At 62.6% G+C, this 23384-nt stretch carries 21 protein-coding genes; 11 read left to right on the forward strand and 10 right to left on the reverse strand.

Annotated elements, in window-relative coordinates:
• Positions 1-44: 44 nt before the first annotated feature.
• Genes hisA through hisB form a run of 4 tightly spaced genes read right to left on the reverse strand, consistent with a single transcriptional unit; the run spans position 45 to position 2518 of the window.
• The gene (hisA, locus tag ACMDCR_RS04275) at positions 45-785 is read right to left on the reverse strand and encodes a 1-(5-phosphoribosyl)-5-[(5-phosphoribosylamino)methylideneamino]imidazole-4-carboxamide isomerase (RefSeq protein ID WP_413991332.1); all 741 of its coding nucleotides are present in this window, start codon (positions 783-785) and stop codon (positions 45-47) included.
• Positions 773-1423: an imidazole glycerol phosphate synthase subunit HisH gene (gene hisH / locus ACMDCR_RS04280; protein ID WP_413991333.1), complete on the reverse strand. Its 651-nt coding sequence runs from the start codon at positions 1421-1423 to the stop codon at positions 773-775. The genes hisA and hisH overlap by 13 nt, the downstream gene beginning before the upstream one ends.
• Positions 1420-1920: a DUF2628 domain-containing protein gene (locus tag ACMDCR_RS04285; protein ID WP_413991334.1), complete on the reverse strand. Its 501-nt coding sequence runs from the start codon at positions 1918-1920 to the stop codon at positions 1420-1422. The genes hisH and ACMDCR_RS04285 overlap by 4 nt, the downstream gene beginning before the upstream one ends.
• Positions 1921-1924: 4 nt before the next feature.
• Positions 1925-2518, reverse strand: a complete 594-nt coding sequence (hisB, locus tag ACMDCR_RS04290; RefSeq protein ID WP_413991335.1) for an imidazoleglycerol-phosphate dehydratase HisB — start codon at positions 2516-2518, stop codon at positions 1925-1927.
• Positions 2519-2790: 272 nt separating this feature from the next.
• Between hisB and ACMDCR_RS04295 the strand changes: the two genes are divergently transcribed.
• On the forward strand, positions 2791-4032 hold the full coding sequence (locus tag ACMDCR_RS04295) for a serpin family protein (RefSeq protein ID WP_413991336.1): 1242 nt from the start codon (positions 2791-2793) through the stop codon (positions 4030-4032).
• Between the two features lie 107 nt (positions 4033-4139).
• Positions 4140-5345, forward strand: a complete 1206-nt coding sequence (locus ACMDCR_RS04300) for a multidrug effflux MFS transporter (protein WP_413991337.1) — start codon at positions 4140-4142, stop codon at positions 5343-5345.
• 19 nt (positions 5346-5364) lie between these two features.
• Here the strand turns inward: ACMDCR_RS04300 and ACMDCR_RS04305 are convergent, their stop codons facing one another.
• Positions 5365-6684: a helix-turn-helix domain-containing protein gene (locus ACMDCR_RS04305; protein WP_413991338.1), complete on the reverse strand. Its 1320-nt coding sequence runs from the start codon at positions 6682-6684 to the stop codon at positions 5365-5367.
• 825 nt (positions 6685-7509) lie between these two features.
• On the opposite strand from ACMDCR_RS04305, the gene ACMDCR_RS04310 reads away from it, so the two are divergent.
• The 8 genes from ACMDCR_RS04310 to ACMDCR_RS04345 all read left to right on the forward strand — a co-directional run bounded on the left by ACMDCR_RS04310 (position 7510) and on the right by ACMDCR_RS04345 (position 14799).
• Positions 7510-7662: a hypothetical protein gene (locus ACMDCR_RS04310; RefSeq protein WP_413991339.1), complete on the forward strand. Its 153-nt coding sequence runs from the start codon at positions 7510-7512 to the stop codon at positions 7660-7662.
• Positions 7663-7814: 152 nt separating this feature from the next.
• Positions 7815-8756 (forward strand): glutathione synthase, encoded by a 942-nt coding sequence (gene gshB / locus ACMDCR_RS04315; RefSeq protein WP_413991340.1) that lies wholly within the window; start codon positions 7815-7817, stop codon positions 8754-8756.
• 163 nt (positions 8757-8919) lie between these two features.
• Entirely contained in the window at positions 8920-9246 is a 327-nt protein-coding gene (locus ACMDCR_RS04320) for a DUF2853 family protein (protein WP_413993823.1), read from the forward strand.
• A 253-nt stretch (positions 9247-9499) separates the two neighbouring features.
• Positions 9500-11101, forward strand: a complete 1602-nt coding sequence (locus ACMDCR_RS04325; protein ID WP_413991341.1) for an ABC transporter substrate-binding protein — start codon at positions 9500-9502, stop codon at positions 11099-11101.
• 76 nt (positions 11102-11177) lie between these two features.
• Complete coding sequence (locus ACMDCR_RS04330; protein WP_413991342.1) at positions 11178-12197, forward strand: ABC transporter permease subunit; 1020 nt, start codon at positions 11178-11180, stop codon at positions 12195-12197.
• On the forward strand, positions 12187-13119 hold the full coding sequence (locus ACMDCR_RS04335; RefSeq protein ID WP_284316210.1) for an ABC transporter permease: 933 nt from the start codon (positions 12187-12189) through the stop codon (positions 13117-13119). The genes ACMDCR_RS04330 and ACMDCR_RS04335 overlap by 11 nt, the downstream gene beginning before the upstream one ends.
• 1 nt (position 13120) lies before the next feature.
• A complete protein-coding gene (locus tag ACMDCR_RS04340) occupies positions 13121-13972 on the forward strand; it encodes an ABC transporter ATP-binding protein (RefSeq protein ID WP_413991343.1) in 852 nt (283 codons plus the stop codon).
• Positions 13972-14799, forward strand: a complete 828-nt coding sequence (locus ACMDCR_RS04345; RefSeq protein WP_413991344.1) for a dipeptide ABC transporter ATP-binding protein — start codon at positions 13972-13974, stop codon at positions 14797-14799. Before ACMDCR_RS04340 ends, ACMDCR_RS04345 begins: the two co-directional genes overlap by 1 nt.
• Here ACMDCR_RS04345 and ACMDCR_RS04350 read toward each other — a convergent pair whose 3' ends face one another.
• Both ACMDCR_RS04350 and ACMDCR_RS04355 read right to left on the reverse strand, forming a co-directional pair.
• A complete protein-coding gene (locus tag ACMDCR_RS04350; protein ID WP_413991345.1) occupies positions 14800-16164 on the reverse strand; it encodes a peptidoglycan-binding protein in 1365 nt (454 codons plus the stop codon).
• Positions 16165-16281: 117 nt separating this feature from the next.
• On the reverse strand, positions 16282-16896 hold the full coding sequence (locus ACMDCR_RS04355; RefSeq protein ID WP_413991346.1) for a TetR/AcrR family transcriptional regulator: 615 nt from the start codon (positions 16894-16896) through the stop codon (positions 16282-16284).
• 189 nt (positions 16897-17085) lie between these two features.
• On the opposite strand from ACMDCR_RS04355, the gene ACMDCR_RS04360 reads away from it, so the two are divergent.
• Entirely contained in the window at positions 17086-17553 is a 468-nt protein-coding gene (locus ACMDCR_RS04360) for a cupin domain-containing protein (RefSeq protein ID WP_413991347.1), read from the forward strand.
• 5 nt (positions 17554-17558) lie between these two features.
• Here the strand turns inward: ACMDCR_RS04360 and ACMDCR_RS04365 are convergent, their stop codons facing one another.
• The 3 genes from ACMDCR_RS04365 to ACMDCR_RS04375 all read right to left on the reverse strand — a co-directional run bounded on the left by ACMDCR_RS04365 (position 17559) and on the right by ACMDCR_RS04375 (position 22684).
• A complete protein-coding gene (locus ACMDCR_RS04365; protein WP_413991348.1) occupies positions 17559-19790 on the reverse strand; it encodes an ATP-dependent RecD-like DNA helicase in 2232 nt (743 codons plus the stop codon).
• A gap of 845 nt (positions 19791-20635) precedes the next feature.
• Positions 20636-21868: an MFS transporter gene (locus ACMDCR_RS04370; RefSeq protein ID WP_413991349.1), complete on the reverse strand. Its 1233-nt coding sequence runs from the start codon at positions 21866-21868 to the stop codon at positions 20636-20638.
• 162 nt (positions 21869-22030) lie between these two features.
• Positions 22031-22684, reverse strand: a complete 654-nt coding sequence (locus ACMDCR_RS04375) for an outer membrane protein (RefSeq protein ID WP_413991350.1) — start codon at positions 22682-22684, stop codon at positions 22031-22033.
• Positions 22685-23384 lie beyond the last annotated feature (700 nt).

Genomic DNA, 23384 nt, shown 5'->3' on the forward strand with positions numbered 1-23384 from the left:
CCCGCTTCGCGCTGCGATCCGCACGGGATGACTTCCCGTCTCCATCACGCCGCCCTCTTGAGCAGTGCCAGCGCCTCATGCGGATCGAGGCGATGGTCGTAAAGCGCACGCCCGGCGATGGCGCCTTCGAGCAGGGCGGCGTCGGGCCGGGTCATGCGCTCGATGTCGGCGATCGAGGCAAGGCCACCGGAGGCGATCACCGGGATCGAGATGGCCCGGGCCAGCGCCAGCGTACCCTCCCAGTCGATGCCCTTGAGCATGCCGTCGCGGGCGATGTTGGTGTAGATGATCGCGGCGACGCCTGCATCCTCGAAGCGTTTGGCGATCGCCTCGGCCGTGACGGTGGAGACTTCGGCCCAGCCTTCGACGGCGACAAGGCCGTCGCGGGCGTCGAGGCCGACAGCGATCCTGCCGGGGTAGGCTTTGGCCGCCTCCCTTACGAAGGCGGGATTGCGCACCGCCGCGGTGCCGATGATCACCCGCGCAATGCCCTTGTCGAGCCAGCCCGAGACTGTTGCCATGTCGCGGATGCCGCCGCCAAGCTGGGTGCGCATGGTGGAGGCAGCGAGGATGCGTTCGACGGCGGCCGAGTTCATCGGCTTTCCGGCAAAAGCCCCGTCGAGATCGACGACATGGAGATCCGTGAAGCCCATATCCTCGAAGGCGATGGCCTGCTCGGCCGGGTCGTCGTTGAAGACGGTGGCCTGCGCCATGTCGCCCTGGATCAGGCGCACGCAGCGCCCCTCCTTCAGATCGATTGCGGGAAAGAGGATCACGGGCGCCACCGGAGAAAATTGGCGATCAGGGCGAGGCCGAGTGCCTGGCTCTTTTCGGGATGAAATTGCGTGCCCACCATGTTGGCGCGGCCGACCATTGCGGTGACCGGGCCGCCATAGTCGGCTTGGGCGATCACGCTGCCTGGATCGCGCGCAACGAGATGGTAAGAATGGACGAAATAGGCATGCAGGCCGGAAGGACCGGTCGGGATGCCCTGCAGCAGCACATGGTCACGCGAGAGGGCCAGCGTGTTCCAGCCCATATGTGGCACCTTGAAGGCGGCATCCTCCGGTTCGATCGCCTTGACGTCGCCGCCAATCCAGCCGAGTCCCTCGGTCACCTCGAATTCGAGTCCGCGCTCGGCCATCAACTGCATGCCGACGCAGATGCCGAGGAAAGGTCGGCCCTTGCCGATCACCGCCTCGTTGAGTGCATCGATCATGCCGGAAACGGAGGAGAGGCCACGCTTGCAGTCGGCATAGGCGCCCACGCCAGGCAGGACGATGTGATCGGCCCTGGCGACCAGCCCCGGATCGTCGGTTACGTGGATCGTGGCCGCCAGGCCGGCGTCATCGGCGGCGCGCTCGAAAGCCTTCTGGGCCGAGTGGAGATTACCCGACCCGTAGTCGATGATAGCAGCGATCACGGCCGGCTTCCCTGTACGTCCGGGAAGACGCCGAGCACGCCGTCGTGCCCCTCATGCGGCCGCGTCGGGCCGGGATGCCGGGGCCTTGCCGGCGGCAACGGCTTGGGCGGCTCGACGAGGGTGCGCTCGGAGAAATGGCGCTGCTCTGCTTCCACGAGGCTGTGGCCGAGGGCCAGCCCCAGGAAGCGCCAGCCCTTGCGGCGCAGCGTCCAGGCTCTGAGGGCGTTGGCCTCCAGCGAGACACAGAGGCTGAACAGCAGGGAAACGAGGCCGGCGAGACGCTCGTCGAAATGGAGCACCCGCGCGATCAGCAGCAGCGCGATCTGTGCTACCAGCCAGAACAGGAAGACCAGCCACATGCGCCGCCACAGCAGCCAGAACGGTCCGAGCAGGAAAGCGCCGATGCTGAAGCCGTCCTTGATGAAGAGCGCCTTGCCAGCGGCCTCCGCCGTGTCGGGCAGGGTCTTCGGCGGCTCGAAAACATACCAACTGGCCACGATGCTACCCCCCCAGCTTGCCCTTGGTGGTGGGCAGCTCGCCCACCATCCGCGGATCGATGGCGATGGCGCCGCGCAGTGCACGGGCCAGCGCCTTGAAGCAGCTTTCGGCGATATGGTGGGCGTTGGTGCCGTAGAGAGTCTCGATATGGAGCGTGATGCCGGCATTCATGGCGAAGGCCTGGAACCATTCGCGCACCAGCTCGGTGTCGAAGGTGCCGATCTTCTCGCGGGGGAACTCGACCTTGAACACCAGGAAGGGGCGCCCGGAGATATCGATGGCGCAGCGCGACAGCGTCTCGTCCATCGGCAGATAGGCATCGGCATAGCGCGTCACGCCCTTCAGGTCGCCGAGCGCCTTGCGGATGGCCTGGCCGAGCGCGATGCCGGTATCCTCGACGGCGTGGTGGTCGTCGATGTGCAGATCGCCCTTGGTGCGGACAGTGATGTCGATCAGCGAATGGCGTGCCAGCTGCTCCAGCATATGGTCGAAGAAGCCGACGCCGGTGGCAACGTCATGCTTGCCCGTGCCGTCGAGGGCGACGGACACGGAGACGGAGGTTTCGTTGGTGACGCGCTCGATCGACGCGCTGCGCATGGCTGACCTCAACAGGCGAGTGAAGGGGCCTTATAGCGAGGCGGATCGGCTGGGGAAAGGTGATTGTGCACCGCCGCAAGGTTGGTTGGCGCGCTCGGGCATCTTCCCCGTTCTTTCCCATCCTACCGGCTCGGCGGTCCAAGAACGGGCAGGTTGCCCGTGCACCCGGGAAAGGCCGCGCCGAAGAATTGTGCTCCACGGTACAGCGCGTTCATGGCATGATCGCTATCAGGGGTGGCAGGGGGCCGGTGTGCCCACCGAGGAGAACGGGCATGGGGTGGCTTGCAGGGCAACGGGCGTCCAGACGGGCAGTGATGACGCTGGGTCTGCTGGCGTTGCTGCCATGGGCGCCGCGAGAGGTCGAGGCCGCTTCCAAGGCCAAGCCGGCGCCTGTTGCGCCGATTGCCACTGCCGCGCAGGCCTCGGCGCGTCTGGGTTTCGACCTCCTCGGCCAGTTCGGCAAGAGCAAGGGGAGCGATCCCAATCCCGTGGTTTCCCCGGCCAGCCTGACCGCTGCGCTTGCCGTTCTCGATCTCGGCGCCAGCCCGAAATTCCATGCCGCCCTGGTGAAGACCCTGCGTCTCGACGGTGTCGGCGATAGCGGCGATCTCAAGTCGCTGCGTGCCTCCCTCGTGCCGTTGATCGACGGCAGCAAGGCCGATGGTCCGCTCACCGGCATCAGCGCTATTTATTTCGATCCGCGCGGCGGCCCGAAGCCGGCGGCTCTGGATGAGCTCAAGCAGGCTGGCGTGCAGGCCGATGTCCGCGATCTTGCCGATGCCAAGACGATCGATGACATCAATGCGCTTGTGAAGGATCACACCAAGGGGCTCATTCCGACGTTGATCGACGAGCCGTTGCGCAAGGGCGGGCTCGTCGTGCTCAACGCCCTGCATTTCAAGGATGACTGGCGCACGGCCTTCGATCCCGCCCAGACCGCCCAGAAGGATTTCCATCGCCTGGGCGGCGGTGTCGCCAAGGTCGCGATGATGCAGAGCGGCTCGGGCCACTGGCTTGCCCGCCAGGACGATCGCTTCATCGCCGTTGCCTTGCCTTACCAGACCAAAGGCTACGACCTCCTCCTCCTCACCACCAAGGACAAGCCGGGGGCGCTTGCCGACTTCGCGCCTGCCGCCTCCTGGCTGACGGGCGAGGGCTTCACCGAGAGCGAAGGCACGGTGTCGCTGCCCCGCCTGTCGATCAAGACAAGCGCGGATCTGCGCGGCAGTCTCGACAGGCTCGGCCTCGATCCGGCCGTGCGTGCGCCCGATGTGCTCAGCGGTTTCCTGACCACGCCGCAGAAGATCGACAAGGTCATCCAGAAAGTGGTCATCACGGTCGACGAGAAGGGTACCGAGGCGGCCGCCGCGACCGCCGTCACCTCGCGCAGCCTGGCGATTCCGGCCACCTTCAGCTTCGTCGCCGACAAACCCTTCCTGTTCGCCCTGAGGGACGAGACCAGCGGCCAGGTGCTGATGGCCGGCTATATCGGAGATGCCGCGAAGGCGCAGTAGGGAGAGGTTATTCCGGAGCGCGGACCGGAAGTCCGCGCTTCCAGCCACCTTCCCCGGCGTGCATCTATGCCGTATGAAACCGGTCCCCTCCCGAAGCGGTTTCCCGGATGCTGCGCCCCAATACCTTCGCTCTGACGGCGCTGCTGGCCCTGATGACGGCACTCGGCCCGCTCTCCACCGACATGTATCTGCCCTCTCTGCCGGCCATCGGCCTCTCTCTGGGGGCCGATACGGCGCAGGTTCAGCTTACCCTTTCGGCCTTCCTGCTCGGTTTTGCCGCGGGACAGATCTTCTATGGGCCGTTTTCCGACAAGTATGGCCGCAAGCCACTGCTGCTCGGTGGGCTGTGCCTGTTCGTCATCGCCAGCCTGCTGTGCGTGATCGCGCCCAGCATCGAGCTGCTGATCGCGGCCCGCTTCTTTCAGGCGCTCGGGGCAGCCGGCCCCATCGTGCTCGCGCGCGCCGTGGTACGCGACCTCTATGAGGGGCCGAAGGCGGCGCGAGAACTCGCCTTGATGGGCACGATCATGGGCCTGGTGCCCGCCGCGGCCCCGATCCTCGGCGGCTATGTGCAGCGCTTCCTGGGCTGGCCCTTCCATTTCGCCATTGCGGCGGCCTGTGGCATTTTTGGCGGCATCGTGATCTCGCAGAAGCTCCCGGAGACCGCGAAGTCGCGCAATCCTGCGCCGATCTCGCCATGGAGCATCCTCAAGGGCTTTGCTTCCCTCACCGACAACCGCGGATTCCTCGCCTACCTCGCCATGATGGCCCTGGCCTATGGTGGCCTCTTTGCCTACATCTCCGGCTCGAGCTTCGTGTTGCAGGGCATCTACCATCTCAGCGAGGTTGCTTTCGGCCTCGCATTTGCCATCGGTGTGGTCGGCTATATCGCCGGTACGCTCACCGCCCAGCGCCTGGTGCCGCGCGTCGGCATCGACAGGACCATCGCTGCGGGCGTCGTCTGCCTTGCCGGCGGCGGCCTGGTCATGCTGGCCTGCGTTCTCTTCGGTGCGGGTCATCCGGCCGAGATCGTGGTGCCGATGATGCTTTACCTCTTCGGGGTCGGCCTGGTGATGCCGCAGGCGATGGCCGGGGCTCTGATGCCCTTCCCGACCAAGGCGGGCAGCGCCTCCTCCTTCTGTGGCTTCACCCAGATGCTGGGCGGCGCCCTGATCGGCGCCGCCGTCGGCCATTTCCTCGGCGCCAGCGCCCTGCCTCTGCCGATGGCTATCGCCGCGACAGGCATGTGCGCGCTCATCATCTTCCTTTTGTCGGGCCCGGCGCGCAGGGCCTCTGCTGCGACGCGCGCCTGAGGCCGATTTCCGCCACGCCCTAACGCAAATTCGACAGGCGTCGAAATTCATACGGCGTTTGGCCGCTCGCTTTACCCATTGCCGATGTCAGATGACTCTGGCTGGAGAAGCCGGTCTCGGCCGCGATGGCCGCAATGCTGAAGTTCGTATTTGCAAGGAGCCAGCTCGCCCAGTTGAGCCGTTCACTGAGAACATATTGCGCCGGCGTCGTCCGGAAAGCACTCTTGAAGGCAACCGCGAAGTTCTGCGAACTCATTCCGACCAAGGATGCGAGTTTTTGTACCGTGATCTGATTTCCAATATTCGTATTTATATAATGTCGTAACAGATCAATCTTGGCGGGAGTGAGAGGAGCGCGGCTGCCGTAGTTTATCTCCTTGAAGGCAGCGCTCGCGCCAAGATTACGGCTAAAGGTTTCGTTTGGATCCTCATCGTACCGTCTTTTATAAGAGGATGAAAAGCTTTCGAAGTCAGCAAAGCCCCACTTTCCAGCGATTTCGGCAGCGGAATACTCCGCCTCGCCAGCCTGGAGTCTTTCCCGCACCCGTGCCATCCTTGAAAAGTAGAGATAAGCCCTTGGTGTAACGCCCACGAACTCACAGAAGCCTTGATGCAAGGCGCGCATGCTGCATCCCACGGCCTTCGAAACGTCCGCGATCGTAATGGGCTTGTCTGCGTTCTCTCGAATGTAATGCTTTGCCTCTTTTACCACGCGCGAATCCGCCCTGACGTTGTCCTGAAGGAACTGGCTGTAATTGTGCGGGTGCTTTTCAAGGAGCATGGTAATGGCGTGCTCCTGCAAGGAGTTGACGCTGAGACTCGAGACCTGCTCCTCGCCAAGGAGGCGGCCGAACGAGCGAACGACGAGATCCCAATGCGCCTTCAGATCATCGGAGAAGGGTGAATGAGAGAGGAGGACCGGTTTGTCGAGAGAGTGGCCCACGAGTCTGGAACATACGTTTTGGATCGCTTGGGAGCTGATATGAGTTGAAATATGCGCCAGCGTCTCTCCGCTCTTGACCCTCGATTCCTGGCTCGCCGAAATAGGTCCGACAAGCCCGGCGTGGAACTCCATCAGGTCAGCGCCACGACGAAATTGGCCTGACCCGCCGGTGCAAGAGAGAATAAGAAAGGAATCTCGATCGGTGTCGGAAACAAAGGTGAAGGGTGACGAGTAGCTTACGTTGTATTGCGCGATATCGCCCAGGTCTCCCCCATGGATACGTGTCTTTGAGTAGGCGCCTTTTCCAAGGAGTTTGAATTCGTTCTCGGTGTATATACCGCCCAGAAATTCCTGGACCTCATCGGCGTGTATGCTGCGGAAATCCCACCGCGCCATCTGGGTTTCTCCCAGTTCCCCTATCTTCAGACCGGCACCGACAAAATACACCCAACTGTAGACTGCGCTGGAGTCATATCAGAATCCTCTGAACGTTTTACGAAATTCTATAGTTTCATTATTCATGCGCCCGTTACATCGCGATTCAAACATTGTGTTTTTTAGTAAATAACAGTGGTGGTATGGGGGTACGCGGCTGGCATATTCGAAATTGATGTGTTCGTTATTTTATTTTGTGATGCCCTAGATAACGATAAATATTCAAATGTGAGTCGTTAAATAGTCTAGTTTCAAATAATTATGATGTCCGCGTTGTCCGTCAGATCTATTGTTGTGGACAAAAAAATGAAATTCATAGATCTGGAAAATACATCATTCCAACAGCGATCCGCTGCGTCATAGTTCCAGTTGAATCGTGGCGCGCGCTTGGTGTATCGGATGCGCAACGCGGAAACGGACGTCGATTGAATGATGTCCGACTGAAGAAAAGTGGGCCAGGTATCGTAGTGAGAAAGGTGGCTCGCGCAAGGTAAGTGTGACTTCAGGTCCCGCTGCATTCTAAACAATCAAAGGAAAAAAGTGATGCAGATGGTGTCGGAACGCCGAGGTTTCGCTCTCCATTACATGTTGCAGCACAGGCCTACCATCCACAGTCGGTGGTCCGTTGTCGACGATGTGGCAGGGCCGGACGCGCTTGAATTCATCGCGCCCGATATCGCCCCCGGTCCAAATCGAGCCCTTTTCAGAATAGTTGCATGTCGGAAATGGGCTCAGTATCCACTCCCGGTTCCACCGGCATGCTGCCACAGACTGCTGGAGCGACAATTGAAGGCTGCGGTCAAGGCCCGCAGCAACCCCCGGCTATTCCGCCGTCCGGGATTGCGACAACTGATCCGGGAGACGATCCTGCTGATCCGCTGTGCAAAAATGCGCGAGTCGGTCCTGCTGGCGGAATTCCTGAAAGCCAAGGCGCCCTGATTTCGGCATATCGCTGGGAAGCGCAAAACGCTTACATTTTCAATCCCTTAGGCTAGAGGCGCGGCGCCGCCGGAACGCCTTTTGCTTTAAGGCGTCTCGTCGGTTATGGACTGACGATACACTCCAGCCCCAGCATTCAAGGAAATTGGCGGATGAAGCTCAATGTTGCCGTGCAGATGGATCCGATCGAGCGCATCAATATCAGGGGCGATTCCACCTTTGCCCTCATGCTGGAGGCGCAGACGCGGGGCTTCTCCCTTTCCGTCTATACGCCCGATACGCTGTCGCAGAAGAATGGCGTCATCTCCGCCCTGGCAAAGCCGGTGAGTGTCCAAGACGTCGAGGGCGATCACGTCAAGTCTGGCGAGGCCGCACGCACCGATCTCACCAGCTTCGACGTGGTACTCCTGCGCCAGGATCCGCCCTTCGACATGGCCTATGTGACCACCACCCATATGCTGGAGCGCATCCACCCCAAAACACTGGTGGTGAATGACCCCTTCCATGTACGCAACGCGCCGGAGAAGATCCTCGTCACCGAATTCCCGGACCTGATGCCGGCAACCCTGATCACCCGCGACAGGGCCGAGATCGAGGCCTTCCGCGCGGAGCATGGCGACATCGTCATGAAGCCGCTCTACGGCAATGGTGGCGTAGCGGTGTTCAAGGTTGGCCGGGAGGATCCGAATTTCGGCTCGCTCTTCGATCTCTTCGCCTCGTTGTCTCGAGAGCCCTGGGTGGTGCAGCATTTCCTGCCAAAGGTCATGGAGGGCGACAAGCGCATCATCCTGGTCGACGGCGTGGCCGCCGGTGCCGTCAACCGTGTGCCCCAGCCTGGCGACATCCGCTCCAACATGGTGCGGGGCGGGGCGGCCAGGCCGACGGACCTGTCGAAGCGCGAGCTCGAGATCTGCGAGCGAATCGGTCCCGCCTTGCGTGAAAAGGGCCTGCTCTTCACGGGAATCGACGTGATTGATGGTCATCTTACCGAAATCAACGTCACATCTCCGACAGGCCTTCGCATCATCAAGCGGCTCGGCGGTCCCGACCTTGCGGCCCAGATCTGGGATGCCATCGAATCCAAGCGCCCGTGAGCAACTTTTTGCAACGCCGGAGGGCGGCTTTACGTAAGGAAAATTGCAGATAGCGGTAGCGCGGCTCCGGATTTCATGTCCTTATATTCGTTGCTTGTTTCGACCTTCGAACAACTGCGTCTGATGGATTGTGATTTGGGAGGATTGTAAGCCGATGGCTGACCTGGCAACCTATGTGGCCGATATCAAGAAATACACGTCCAGCGTAAACGAAGCTGCCGCCGCCGGTATTGTGAAACATTTGGGTATTGCCCTGCGCAACCGCGATTCCTCGCTCGTCGCCGGCTCGGATCCGGCTGAGCTCGCCCGTGTGCGCGACAATTTCCTTAAGAAAAAGCTTGCTCTTACGGACGCCGACAGCAAGCTTGACGCAGCTGTTTCGGCCGTCGTCGAGAAGATGAAGGCGGATCATACCAAGTCCCGCGTCACGGTCTACTATCTGCTCGCCGAGCATTACAAGAAGCTCGATCTTTTCGTGAAGCCTGCCTGATGGCAATGGCCGTTGGAGTCTCCTGGCTGGAGCGCCGTGATACTTTATTGCCCGTAAAAACCCCACGGCGATGCCGTGGGGTTTTTTGTCTTCGATTTTTGGTACAAAAATTACAAACGCCACCAATTCGTCAGATTCTCATTGCCGATTGCGCATAAAAAGGCTTCCATGAGCCGAACAGGGCGCAACAGCCCGTTTGGCGCCGGCTGACGCCTCGAAGCGGACAGCACGCCGCATATGAAGTGGGGAACAGATGTCAAAACTGCTGAAGACTGGCCTTCTCGCCGCGGGCTTTGCCGTGCTTTTGGGCACGACGGCCATGGCCGCTCCCAAGACGCTCGTCTATTGCTCGGAAGGCAGCCCGGAGAACTTCACTCCGGCGCTGAATACCACCGGCACCTCCTTTGACGCGGCGCGCCCTGTCTACAATCAGCTGGTGGAATTCGAGCCCGGCACCACCAAGCTGCGCCCCGGCCTCGCCGAGAAGTGGGATGTCTCCGCGGACGGTACGGAAATCACCTTCCATCTGCGCAAGGGCGTGAAGTGGCAATCCTGGAAGGGCTTCAAGCCGACGCGCGATTTCAATGCCGACGACGTGCTGTTCTCGTTCAACCGCCAGTGGAAGGACGACAACCCCTATCACAAGGTTTCCGGCGGCTCCTACGACTACTTCAGCGACATGGGCATGCCCGACTTCCTGAAGTCGATCGACAAGGTGGACGATAATACGGTGAAGTTCACGCTGAGCAAGCCGAACGCGCCGATGCTGGCCAATCTCGGCATGGATTTCGCGACAATCCAGTCGGCTGAATATGCCGATTATCTCATGAAGGCCGGCACGCCCGAGAAATTCGACCAGGAGCCGGTCGGCACGGGCCCCTTCCAGTTCGTGGCCTATCAGAAGGATGCGGTCATCCGCTACAAGGCCTTCCCGGATTATTGGGGCGGCAAGGTCAAGCTTGACAACCTTGTCTTCGCGATCACGCCCGATGCCTCCACGCGCTATGCCAAGCTGCAGAAGAACGAATGCCAGGTCGGCAACTATCTGAACCCGTCCGACATCAAGGCCATCAAGGACGATAAGGACCTGGAACTTCTTACGCTAGAAGGCATGAACGACATGTACTGGTCGTTCAACAACGCCAAGCCTCCCTTCGACAAGAAGGACGTTCGCTTGGCCGTGGCCATGGCCATCAACCAGAAGGCGCTCGTCGATGGCGTCTATGAGGGCAGCGGAACGCCGGCCACCACGCTGATCCCCAGCTTCATGCTCGGCTACAACGACAAGATTCCAGCCTATCCCTACGATCCGGAAAAGGCCAAGAAGATGCTGGCGGACGCCGGCGTGAAGACACCGATCGATGTGGACCTGTGGTACATGCCGGTCTCCCGCCCCTACAACCCCAATGGCAAGCGCATGGGCGAGTTGATGCAGGCGGACCTGGCCAAGGTCGGCATCAATGCCAAGCTCGTCACCTATGAGTGGGGCGACTACCGCAAGCGCCTCCAGAATGGCGAGGCGACCCTGCCGCAGATGGGCTGGACCGGCGACAATGGCGATCCGGACAACTTCTTCTTCCTGTTCGCCTGCGACAGTTCGGGCAAGCCCGTGAGCCAGAACTATCCGCGCTGGTGCAACAAGGACTATAACGACCTTCTGGAGAAGGGCCGCGCCAGCTTCGACAACAACGAGCGCGTCAAGATCTATCAGCAGATGCAGCAGATCACCCATGACGAGGTGCCTTACCTGAACGTCGCGCATTCGCTGGTCTTCAACGTCACTCGCAGCAATGTCGTAGGCTACAAGGTGTCGCCCCTCGGCCGCGCCGAGTTCCACGAGACCGACCTCAAGTAATCTTCCGCTCAAGGCTGCCGGGCTTTTGCAAGCTCGGCAGCCTTTTTGTATTTTTTGTTCTGATCCGCGAGCGCCAATGCTGACCTTTCTGCTCAAGCGCATCGCTATGACCATTCCTACCTTCATTGCATTGATCGCCCTGGCGTTCTTTGCCATCCGGATGGTCCCCGGCGATCCCGTCGAAGTCCGCGTGGGCGAACGAGGCATTTCACCCGAACGCCTGGCGGAGTTTCGACACCAGCTTGGTCTCGACCAGCCCGTCATCGTCCAGTTCGGCCATTACCTGTGGCAACTCGCCCATGGCGACTTCGGCACCTCCATCGTCACCCAAAGGCCGGTGCTGAGCGAGTTCTTCACCCTTTTCCCGGCGACGTTCGAATTGTCTGTTGCTGCGATGATCTTCGCCGTCGGCATCGGAATTCCGCTCGGCATCCTGGCCGCTCTGCAGCGCGGCAAGGTCCCCGATTACCTTGCCACCACCCTCGCCGTGTTCGGCAATTCCATGCCGATCTTCTGGTGGGGCATCCTTCTCATCCTGGTCGTCTCGCTCAAGCTGAACCTGACGCCGGTCGGCGGGCGCATCGATGACATCAGCTACTTCTTCGATCCCGACAGCAGCACCAATTTCATGCTCTGGGACAGCTTCTGGTCCGGTCAGGACGGAGCCTTCCAATCGGCTCTCTCGCATCTCGTCCTGCCCGCTATCGTGCTCGGCACCATCCCGCTCGCGGTGATCACCCGCATCACGCGCTCCGCCATGCTGGAAGTGCTCAATGAGGACTATGTGCGCACGGCGCGCGCCAAGGGCCTGTCGCCCGCCCGGGTCATCGGCCTGCATGCGCTGCGCAATGCCATGATCCCCATCATCACGGTGATCGGTCTGATGATCGGCTCGCTGTTCGCCGGCGCGGTGCAGACCGAAACCGTGTTCTCCTGGCCCGGCGTCGGCAAGTGGCTGATCGATTCCTTCTCCCGCCGCGACTATCCAGCGTTGCAAGGCGGCATTCTGATCATCGCCATCATGGTCACCTTCATCAATCTGGGCGTCGACCTGCTCTATGGCGTCATCAATCCGAGGATCCGCCATGGCCGCTGATACGCAAGTCACGGCGGTGGTTGTCACGGGCCAGCCTCTCTCCGGACCCGGCGAGATCTGGCACGCCCTCAAGCAGAACAAGGGCGCCGTCGCGGGCCTGGTGGTCCTCGTCCTGATCGTGCTGGTGGCCATCTTCGCCGATGTCCTGGCGCCCTACGCACCCTACAATGCAGCAGGTTGGCCCGATGCCGGCCATCCCGGCCATATCGGCCAACCGCCCGCCTGGGTGGAGGGCGGCAGTTGGGACTTCATCCTCGGCACCGATAAGACCGGCGGCCGCGACGTGCTCTCACGCCTGATCTACGGCGCCCGCTACTCGCTCGGCATCGGCCTCACGGTGATGATGGTCTCGATGGTGATCGGTTCCGTGCTGGGGCTGCTAGCGGCCTATCTCGGCGGTTGGTTCGATTTCGCCCTGATGCGGCTGATGGACATGATCATGTCGATCCCCGATCTGGTGCTGTCCATGGTGGTCGTCGCGATCCTCGAGCCAGGGCTGGGGCCGACCGTGGCCGCCATCACCATCGTCTTTCTGCCGCGCTATGTCCGCATCGTCAGGGCCGCCGCGCTGGCGGAATTGTCGAAGGACTATGTCATGGCGGCCAAGGTCGTCGGCGTCAGGCCGCTGCGGCTGCTGTTCCGCACCGTCCTGCCCAATTGCATGGCGCCGTTGATCGTGCAGGCCACGCTCGGCGTGTCCGACGCCATCCTGCAGGCGGCGGCCCTGGGCTTCCTCGGCATGGGCGCGCAGCCGCCGACCCCGGAATGGGGCGCCATGCTCTCCGACGTGCGTCAGGAGATCCAGAGCGCACCCTGGCTCGCCATCTCGCCCGGTGTCTGCATCCTCGTCACCGTGGTGGCGATCAATCTGTTCGGCGACGGGCTGCGTGATGCCCTCGATCCCAAGCTGAAGAGGTCCTGAGATGGCTTTGCTGGAGATCAGCAACCTCGTGGTCGAGTTCTCGACCTCTTCGGGGCCTTTCCGCGCCGTCGATGGCATCTCGCTCACGGTGGATACGCGCCAGGTCCTGGCCATCGTCGGCGAATCCGGTTCCGGCAAATCGGTTGCGATGATGGCCGTCATGGGGCTCCTGCCCTTCAACGCCAAGGTCACCGCCGATAAGATGCTGTTCGAGGGCCGCAACATTCTGGCCCTCACGCCTGCCCAGCGGCGCGAGATCGTCGGCAAGGACATTGCCATGATCTTCCAGGAGCCGGTTGCCAGCCTCAACCCATGCTTCACCGTCGGCTTCCAGATCGAGGAAGTGCTGCGCGTCCATATGGGCATGAACAAGCGCCAGCGGCGCGCCCGCGCGGTGGAACTGCTGCAACTGGTCGGTATTCCCGAGCCGGAACGGCGGCTCTCAGCCTTCCCGCATCAGATGTCCGGCGGCCAGTGCCAGCGCGTGATGATCGCCATTGGCGTTGCCTGCAATCCCAAGCTCCTGATCGCGGACGAGCCGACCACCGCCCTCGACGTCACGATCCAGAAGCAAATCCTCGATCTGCTCATGCGCCTGCAGCAAGAGCATGGCATGGCGCTGATCATGATCACCCACAATATGGGCGTGGTGGCTGAGACCGCAGACCGGGTGATCGTGCAGTACAAGGGCCGGAAGATGGAAGAGGCCGATGTTCTCAGCCTCTTCGAGTCGCCCAGAAGCAACTACACCAAGGCGCTGCTCTCGGCCCTGCCCGACAACGCTACCGGCGACCGCCTGCCGACCATCGCGAGCTACCTTGGCCCCGACGGTACCTTCACGGAGGCCGTGTGATGGCCGATATTGTCGTCCGCGCCGAGAATATCGTGCGCGATTATCACGTGGCCGCCACCCTGATGCGCAAGGCGCAGACCGTGCATGCCGTCAAGGGCGTGAGCTTCGCGGTGGAGAAGGGCAAGACCCTCGCCATCGTCGGCGAAAGCGGCTGCGGCAAGTCCACGCTCGCCCGCATCCTCACCTTGATCGACCGGCAAACCGCGGGCGAATTGTTCATCGACGATGCGTCGATCGACATCCGCCGCGACGGCGTATCCAGCGCCATGCGGCGCAAGGTCCAGATGGTGTTCCAGAACCCCTATGGCTCGCTCAATCCGCGCCAGAAGATCGGCGAGGTCCTGATGGAGCCGCTGCTGGTCAATACCAAAATGCCGGTGGCCGAACGGCGCGAGCGCGCCATGGCCATGCTGGTCAAGGTCGGCCTCGAGGAACGGCATTTCAGCCGCTATCCGCACATGTTCTCCGGCGGACAGCGCCAGCGCATCGCCATCGCACGCGCCCTGATGCTCAATCCGAGCCTGCTGGTGCTGGACGAACCGGTGTCGGCGCTCGATCTCTCCGTGCAGGCACAGGTGCTCAATCTGCTGGCCGATCTGCAGGATGAACTGAACCTCACCTATGTCTTCATCAGCCACGACCTGTCGGTGGTGCGCTATATCGCCGACGATGTGATGGTGATGTATTTCGGCGAGGCGGTCGAATATGGCACGCGCGACAGGCTCTTCGCCGACCCGCAGCACGACTATACCAAGAAGCTCTTCGCCGCGACTCCGCGAGCCGACGTCGACAGCATCAGGGCACGCCTGGCGCGCAAGCGGGCATGATCACGGCGTACAGGTCAGCGTCACCGAGGCCTTGGTGGGATCGCCGCCCTGGCTGGGCGCCGTAGCGCCATTGGCGCGCAGGAAGGCTGTGACGAAGAGACCCTTGAGGGCGCTTGGGCTGCCATCGGCTGCTGGCAGACCGGCGAGAGCTCCGTCCTTGTCGATCAGGGTACCAGCGGAGCCGGCAGCGAGCATCACACGGCGGGTATCGCTGTTGGCGCCGGCGAGGGCGCTGACCGTGGTGGCGACCGGTGCGGCGCCGGAGAGCAGCGAGACGGCCTCGTTTTCGCCGAGCGCCGGCAGCCGCCAGGCGAGCGGCTGCGCTCCGGCCGGCAGGGCGCCGCGTACCAGGGCGATATCGTTGTTGGGATCGCCCCCGATCACCTTGGCCTTGCCACCGCCCTGCAGGGTGACGGTCTCGCAGCCGGCAATCACGCTGGCATAGGTGAGGATGTCGCCCTGGCTGGATACGAAGGCGCCGATGCCGGTCTTCGGCGTCATTGGCGCCCCGGCCGCCAGCGGAACGGGCGGGCCGACAGGCTTCGGCGGTTCGGGCGCTGGCGCCGGCTGGGCCTTGGACGGGACGGACTGATCGCCCGCACCGGCCAGCTTCAGCGAGGAGGCCATGGCGATGGCGACGCGGTCGAAGCGGGGAGAAAGGGCCGGATCCCAGCCTAGCACGAAGCCGCGGGACTCCGTGTCCGTCTTGATGAAGCGGATATAGAAGGTCATGCCCTCATTGGTGCCGCTGACCACGAAGAAATCCGGCCGCAGCAGCGAATAGGTCACCTTGCGCTTGGGATTTTCAGTCTTCAAACGCGCGAACAGGGCCTCGAAGCTCTCCTTGGCCGTAGGCAGGTTGAGAATGTCGACGGTGGCCTGGTTCTTGGCGGCCTTGGGCGTGCTCAAATGCGGGCCGTTGCGGCCTTCACTGCGCTCGGTGGTCACCTTGGCCGGATAGCCGATCGTGATGCCATGCTCGGTGAGGGTGTCGAAGCCGAAAGCCGCGGTGAACTTCGCTGCATGCTGGGCGAGCACGTCGCGCTGTTGCGGCGTGAAGATGCCGGTGTCGTTGACGCCGATGCGTTTCTGGAAGGCGCGGATGGCGTCATAGCTGCGCTTGCCCATCTCGCCGGAGGGCAGGGTGTTGAGGTCGCCGGTCCAGATCAGGTCCTGCTGGATGGAGGCGAAGGCATCCGCGCCCATCGCTACCGCCGCGGCCTTGGCGGCATCGAAGGCGGGATCGCTGGCGGGTTTGGAATTGTCGCTATCGGGGGCGGGCGGCGCGGTCTGGGCGAAGGCGGGCAGGGATAACAGCGCGACGCCGATCAACATCGAGGCCCCGATCATCCGACTAGCCAGCATTTCCGCCCCCTTCGCGTGGAACCGCCTCGCCCACCATTCTTGTATAGCGATGTTGTGTGACGGCAAGCGTTCTTCAGGAAACACGGCTGTTCAGGCTATGCAACGCCGACAGTCACCTCATGCAGGATCTATTTGCATCACGGCCTCGACCGCGCTGCCGAGCAAGCGGACGAGGAGGTGTTTCCGCGCTGCCTCGGCGATTTCCACCCTTTGTATCGAAAGCCAGACAGGGAAATCCGTCAGTGCCTGAACGAGCTGGAAGGCCGGTTCGGGCAGGCTCTCCAGCGCCAGCGCCTCACGAACGAGATCGGTCACGCCGGCTTCCACTGCGCGCAGAAAGCCATCGAGCTCGGCGACATGCGGCCGATCGGCGCTGGCTCGCTCCAGGCGAAGCGCGCCGCGTCGATAGAACCGGTCCAATTCCTCGACCAAACGCTCCAGCCGTTCCTCCCGCGTTGTCAGTCCCTCGAACAAGGCAATGGCCTGCCCTGGCACGGGTGGCTTCATCTCCTCCCAGACATGGGCGCCACAGGCCGAAACCAGCGCCCCGAGGTTCGGGAAATGCCTGTGAACCGTCGCAGCGCCGACCCCCGCGGATTTGGCTATATCGGCGAAGGAGGTGGCCGCCACGCCTTGTGAGTCATGCAGGAGCATGGTCGCCCGTACGATGCGCTCGCGCGTCTCGTCCTGCGCTGCAGCCCGCTGCCTCATCTGATAGTTGCGCCGCGTCATTCAGAATCTCAATTGACGGAATCTAAATTCCATGAAATATAGATTCCGTCAAATTTATTTTGCGATGAGCCGGACCGGTGAGAGCCCGTTGAGTTCCGTGCTGCCTCGCTTGTTTGATACAGTTTCTACCCGAGAAGCCTGTCATCCTTCCAAGAGATGCTCTTGAGACCCGAGCGGGGAGATATTCCTATGCATGGTACAGCCGAGGCGAACCAGCCCATCGATGGCGACGAGGAGGTCCTCTTTCTGGGCCTGCCGACCTGGATCAAGGCCGACCGCCAGCGCACCGGCGCCAGGCTGAGCCTGATCGAGCAGGTCATCCCGGCCGGCTTCGAATCGCCCTGGCACATTCACCATTCCGAGGACGAATCCTTCTACGTGATCGAGGGAGCCATGTCGGTCATCGTCGGCGACAACACGGTCTCGCTGGGCAAGGGCGGCTACGCTTTCGGCCCGCGGGGCGTCGCGCATGGCTTTCGTATCGAAGGCACCGTGCCGGCTCGCATTCTTCTGATCACCACGGGCGGCGACTTCGCCGACTTCATCGCCGAGACCAGCGTGCCGCGCAACGCGCCACCCTCGCCCCCCGACATGGAGAAGCTGATGGCAGCGGCCGCCCGCCACCACCTCGAAATTCTCGGGCCCTTGCCGCGCTGACGTCCTCAGCTTTCGTCAGCTCCCGGCGCCGCCAGCTTCTCGCGCAGGCGCGTCCAGCGCCGGCGGCCCATGGCATCCTCGGCGGCCATGCGCAGCGCGCGGCGTTCGGCCACCACCACGACCAGGCGCTTGCCGCGCGTGATGGCGGTGTAAAGCAGGTTGCGCGCCAGCATGGGATAGTGGGCGTTGGAGATCACCACCACCACGGCCGGATATTCCGAGCCCTGTGCCTTGTGGATGGTCGTGGCATAGGCCGGCACGAGGCTGTCGAGCTGGGCGGCGGTATAATTCACATCGCGCCCGTCGAAGCTCACGGTGAGCTGGCCGGCCTTGGGGTCGGTGCGGGTGATGAAGCCGATATCGCCGTTGAAGATTTCGCGATCATAGTCGTTGTCGATCTGCATGACCTTGTCGCGCGGGGCGAAGGTGCCGGATTCGCGCACAATGGCACCCTCGCGGCCAGGGTTGAGCACCTCGCGCAGGGCCTGCGTCAGCGTCTGTGAGCCGAGTGGGCCCTTGTTCATCGGCGTCAGCACATGGATGTCGCGCACCGGGTCGAGGCCGAAACGGCGCGGCAGGCGGGTGGTGACGATGTCGATGACCTTGTTGGCGCCATCCTCGGGCGAGGCCATGTCGACGACAAAGAAATCGCCGTCCTCCGGGCTCCTTGCGCCCTCCGGTACCTCGCCATGGTTGACGGCGTGGGCGGCGGCGATGATGCGGCTCGTCTCAGCCTGGCGGAAGACTTCCGTCAGCCGCACCACGGGGATGACGTCGGAGGCGATGATGTCGGCCAGCACCTGGCCGGGACCGACGGAGGGCAACTGGTCGGCGTCCCCGACCAGGACGAGGGCCGCGCGTGGGGAGAGGGCGTCGAGCAGCGCCGTCATAAGCTCGATGTCGATCATGCTTGCCTCGTCGGCGATGACGAGATCGGCATCGAGCGGATAGGCCTTCTGGCGGCGGAAAGTGCCGGAGGCCGGATCGATTTCGAGCAGGCGGTGGATGGTGCGGGCGTCCTGGCCGGTGCTCTCCGACATGCGCTTTGCGGCGCGGCCGGTGGGGGCGCAGAGCGAGATCGTCACCTCCCGGCGGTCGAGGGCCTTGATGATGGTGTCGATGATGGTGGTCTTGCCGACCCCGGGACCGCCGGTGATGACCAGGAGCTTGGAGGCGAGCGCCGTCTCGACCGCCAGGGCCTGCGCCGGGGCGAGGCGCTTCCTGGTGCGCGCCTCGGTGTCGATCACCACCTGGTGGAGGCCCTCCTGGCGCCAGGGTGGGGCGCCGCCGGCCATCTGCTTCAGCCGCTTGGCTACCGCCTCCTCCGCTTTCCAGAGCAGAGGGAGGAAGAAGGAGGGAGCGCCATCGATGGTGTCGCCGATGATGAGCTTGTCTTCGAGCAGTTTGGCGGCGGCGGCGTTGAGGAGATATTCCTCAACCTCCAGCACGCGCGCCGCCCGTTCGAACAGGACCTCGCGCGGCACGCCGCAATGGCCGTTGGCGGCCGCTTCGCCGAGCGCCCAGAGCAGGCCGGCGGTCAGGCGCGAGATGTCCTCGCGGTCATGGCCGAGGCTGAGGGCGAACTGGTCGGCGGTACGGAAATCGAAGCCCTTCACCTCGCGTGACAGGCGGTAGGGATCGGCCTTGATCAGCTCGACCGCATTGGCGCCGAGCGTCTTCTGCACCGTGGCGGCGCGGGTGGGGCCGAGGCCGTGCTCGGTCAGGAAGACCAGCACGTCGCGAAAGCCCTGCTGGGCGCTCCAGCCCTCGCGGATCAGCCTGATGCGCTGTGGCGTCAGGCCGGGCACTTCGCCGAGGCGCTCGGGCTCGCTGTCGAGCACCTTGAGCGTATCCTTGCCGAAGGTCGCCACCAGCTTCTTCGCCGTCTCCTGGCCGATGCCGCGCACGAAGCCGGAGGCGAGATAGCGCTCGATGCCGGACGCCGACCCGGGCGGCGTGGTCTGCAGTGTCTCGGCCTTGAACTGCAGTCCGCGCTCGGGGTCGCTGCTCCAACGCCCGCTCGCCTCGAGCTTTTCGCCCGGCGCGATGGCGGCGATGCGCGCCAGCACGGTGGCGAGCTCCCGCCGCCCCTTCACCTTGACCTTGAGGACGGCAAAGCCGTTTTCCTTGTTGTGATAGGTGACGCGGTCGACGATGCCGGAGATGGTCAGGTCATCCGGCACCTCCTCCACGGAGGCCGGCTTCGAATCGCGTTTGAAGGAGCGGTTTTGCATCATGGCAACATGGGCAGGCGTGTGGTGATTGTCGAGATGGTTTCAAGCGGAGAACATCCTCCGGAATTCCATGGGGGCGGTGGTGTTTAGTCTTGTCGTGCCGCTCGGGTTGGTTTCTTCGCGGGCTCGAAGCTGATGCACGGCGCATGCCAGTCGCTTTCGCACCGTAACGCGCAAGCACTCTCGTTCCCACGCCTTGTCAGGCTAGGTTGATGAAGAGAAACCGGGCGATGGCGGCTGCGGAGCAGCCGTGAAAGCATAGATCATGGAAGATGGCAGGCCGCATTGTCGGCCAGACGCCATCGCCCTCTTCCGGCTGCCGAGCACGCTGACAAGGCGTACAAGGCCACCTGTTTTTCCGCCTGAGAAGGCAGAGGCGGGCCAAGGCGGATGGCACGGACCGTCCGGACCTGACCCAGCCGGCTCGGTAGAGGGGCCTGCGCTTCCATCCGGCCGGATGGGGGCATGAGCCGTCTTCACCGCATCGGCGGGAGGTGGGACGAAGGCAGCGCCAAGCTCAAGCCCTTCACGCTCCGTCCAGGGATCTTGATCGCGTGGTCCTGCCATCGCAAGGCACATCCATGGTGTGCCGATCCCGTCTGTCCCGCTCGTCACCCCCCCGGAAGCCGGCTTCGAGAGAAGCAGGACCGCCGTGCGCCCATCGCTCTGGACAGGCTCTCGGGGTGGATGGAGGGTTCTGAGCCGGGTCGTTCCCTCGCCGGCTGCTGACACCTCGTTCCGGGAAAGATGAAAGCATGGGGATGGATAAAAATCAATATTCGTTCTTTTTTTGTCCAATGTAATTCAACGCCTTGCCGAAATCGTCGCCTCGCATGGCGTGAAGATTACTACGCGCCCCGCTCCGGAAATCTGTCCGCATCGCGCAGGGGCTTGAACAGCTGCGACCACGCCAGCGCCACGAGAATCGTGCCCACACCGCCCAGCACCACGGCGGGCACGGTGCCGAACAGGCTCGCGGTCATGCCGGATTCGAATTCGCCGAGCTGGTTTGAGGTGCCTATGAACATGGAATTGACGGCGCTGACCCGCCCACGCAAGGCATCGGGCGTGCCGAGCTGCACCAGGGTCGAACGCACGACGACGCTGACCACGTCGGCCGATCCCATCACAATCAGCGCGACCATCGAGAGCGGAAACCAGGCCGACAGGCCGAAGATCACCGTGCCCATGCCGAAGACCACCACGGCACCGAACATCTTTTGGCCGACACGGCTCTTCATCGGCCAGCGCGTCAGCACGAGCGACATCAGGAGCGCACCGATCGCCGGTGAGGCGCGGAGGGCGCCGAGGCCGAGCGAATTGGTGTGCAGGATGTCGCGCGCATAGACAGGCAGCAGGGCCGTGGCGCCGCCGAGCAGCACCGCGACCATGTCGAGCGAGATGGCGCCGAGGATGATCGGCCGGCTCTTGATGAAGCCGAAGCCGGAGAACAGCGAGCGCACCGTCGCCGGTTCTCGCGTGGCGGGTGGCGTCACTAGCTGCAGCAGCGAGACCAGCGTGCCGGCGACGAGGTAGAACACCGCGACGAAGAGATAAGCGTGCCCTGGGCCGGCGATATAGAGCGCACCCCCAAGGGCTGGGCCGATGATGGTAGCGGTCTGGATGGCCGAGGCAGAGAGGGCGAGCGCTTTGGGCAGGATGGCGGGGCTCACCACCATCGGCAGCAAGGCGGCCGTGGTAGGCGCCTCGAAGGTGCGGCAGGCGCCGATCAGGACGGCTGCGGCGAAGATCACGTGCGGGCTGATCACACCATACCAGGAGGCGAGGGCAAGCCCCAGGGCCGTGAGGCCCTCGACAAACTGACAGGTACGCACGATGACGCGCCGGTCGAAGCGATCGGCAACATGGCCGGCCGGGATGGTCAGCAGAAGCATCGGCAGGAACTGGCACAGGCCCACCAGGCCGAGATTGAAGGTTGAACTGGTGAGCGCGTACATCTGCCAGCCGATGACGACCGCAACGATCTGGAAGCAACTCGTCGACAGGACGCGGGCCGACCAGAACAGCACGAAACCGGTCTGGCGAATGAGGGAGGGTTCGTCCTGGACGAGGGAAGACATGCAATGACTTTCGGGCAAAGGGATTGCGATGCGAATAGTGGGCAATGAAAGCAGCAATTTGTCCTGAATCGGGAGGCTGACGCAAGGCGATGCTTTGCTCATGCCAACAAAAAGGGCCCGGCGAATGCCGGGCCCTGCCTCTAGCTATCCTGATCCGGCGGATCAGAACTTGTAGCTGACACCAAGGTTCAGGTCGGTGCCGTCGAACTTGACCTTGTGACGGGTGCCGCCCAGGTTGACGTTATTCGAACCGAGGTCGATGTAGCGGGCCTCGCCGCGGACAATCCAGTTCTGATCGACGGCGTATTCGACGCCGGCACCGGCCGTCCAGCCAACGCGGGTGTCGGAATTGGAGCCGGCGCCAGCGACGGTGACCTTCTCGTCACCATAGGCAACACCGCCAGTCACGTAGGGCAGGATGTTGTCGAAGGCATAACCGAGGCGGGCCCGGGTCGAGCCATCCCACTCATTCTTGAACTTGGCGCGGGCCGTAACGACGCCGTTCGTCACCGTCTCGGACTTGTTGAAGCTCGAGTAGTCGATGTCGGTCTCAAGGCCGACGACCCAGCCGCCATCGAACTGGGCATTGTAGCCGGCATGCGCGCCACCGATGAAGCCCGTGCTGTTGAAGTCGGCACTGTCAAGCTTGCCCTGTCCAATCAGGGCGCCGGCGTGAAGGCCGGCGTAGAAGCCGGTCCAGTTATAGACAGGAGCGGCAACCGGAGCAGCCGGCTCGACCGTCTGGGGGGCGAGGTCGGCAGCGAAAGCTGGGACCGAAGTGAGCAGGACAGCCGCGAGAGCCAAGCGCAGTTTCATAACAGGGGTTCCCAAAGAAGAGGGTTACGATGGCGCTATATATACAGAGATGGTGGTTCGAGTCTGTAGCTTTCTTGCAACATCACATAAGAATCGAATGATAATTTCGTGCGGCCTTACTACACTTGATGGTGTAGCGTTAGATAGATTATAGTTAATATTGTATTAATTGCTCAATGATAACTTCCATGCTTCGCATATTACTATTAATGAGATGTTAAGAAGCGATTATCTGGAAATACTTGCAGAGATAGTCGATGAGTAGATTTGCGATGATGGGTTTGGGCGGCATGCGAGCGGCAGGGCCCATATCAAGCCTGCGACATTGCATTTTGCGAAACGGTCTGTGAATTGCTTGCATTGATGTCGTGGCGCCGCGAGTCGACGGTCCCGCGCGTAAGGATACTTGGTGACCGCCGCCTCATCTTTCGAGGGCGTGTTACATCGAACCAGCGGCAGATCTCACGGGAGCATGGTGGCTTTAGACACGATCCCCAACGGGCAACGAGAGGCTGTCATCCACGGCGAGCATGTCGCAAGCTTTTGCCTGTGACTGCGAGAAGGGGATCCGGGGGGGCAGGATCTATACCCTATGAGCCCTTGGCCTTTGCGATTTTTGTCGATGCCGTCAGGTCGCAAAGCGCTCTTGGCTGCGCGCAACGAAAAAGCCCGGCTTTCGCCGGGCTCTTCCCACTCAATG

Source organism: Labrys okinawensis, assembly GCF_047345005.1.
Lineage (GTDB): Bacteria > Pseudomonadota > Alphaproteobacteria > Rhizobiales > Labraceae > Labrys > Labrys okinawensis.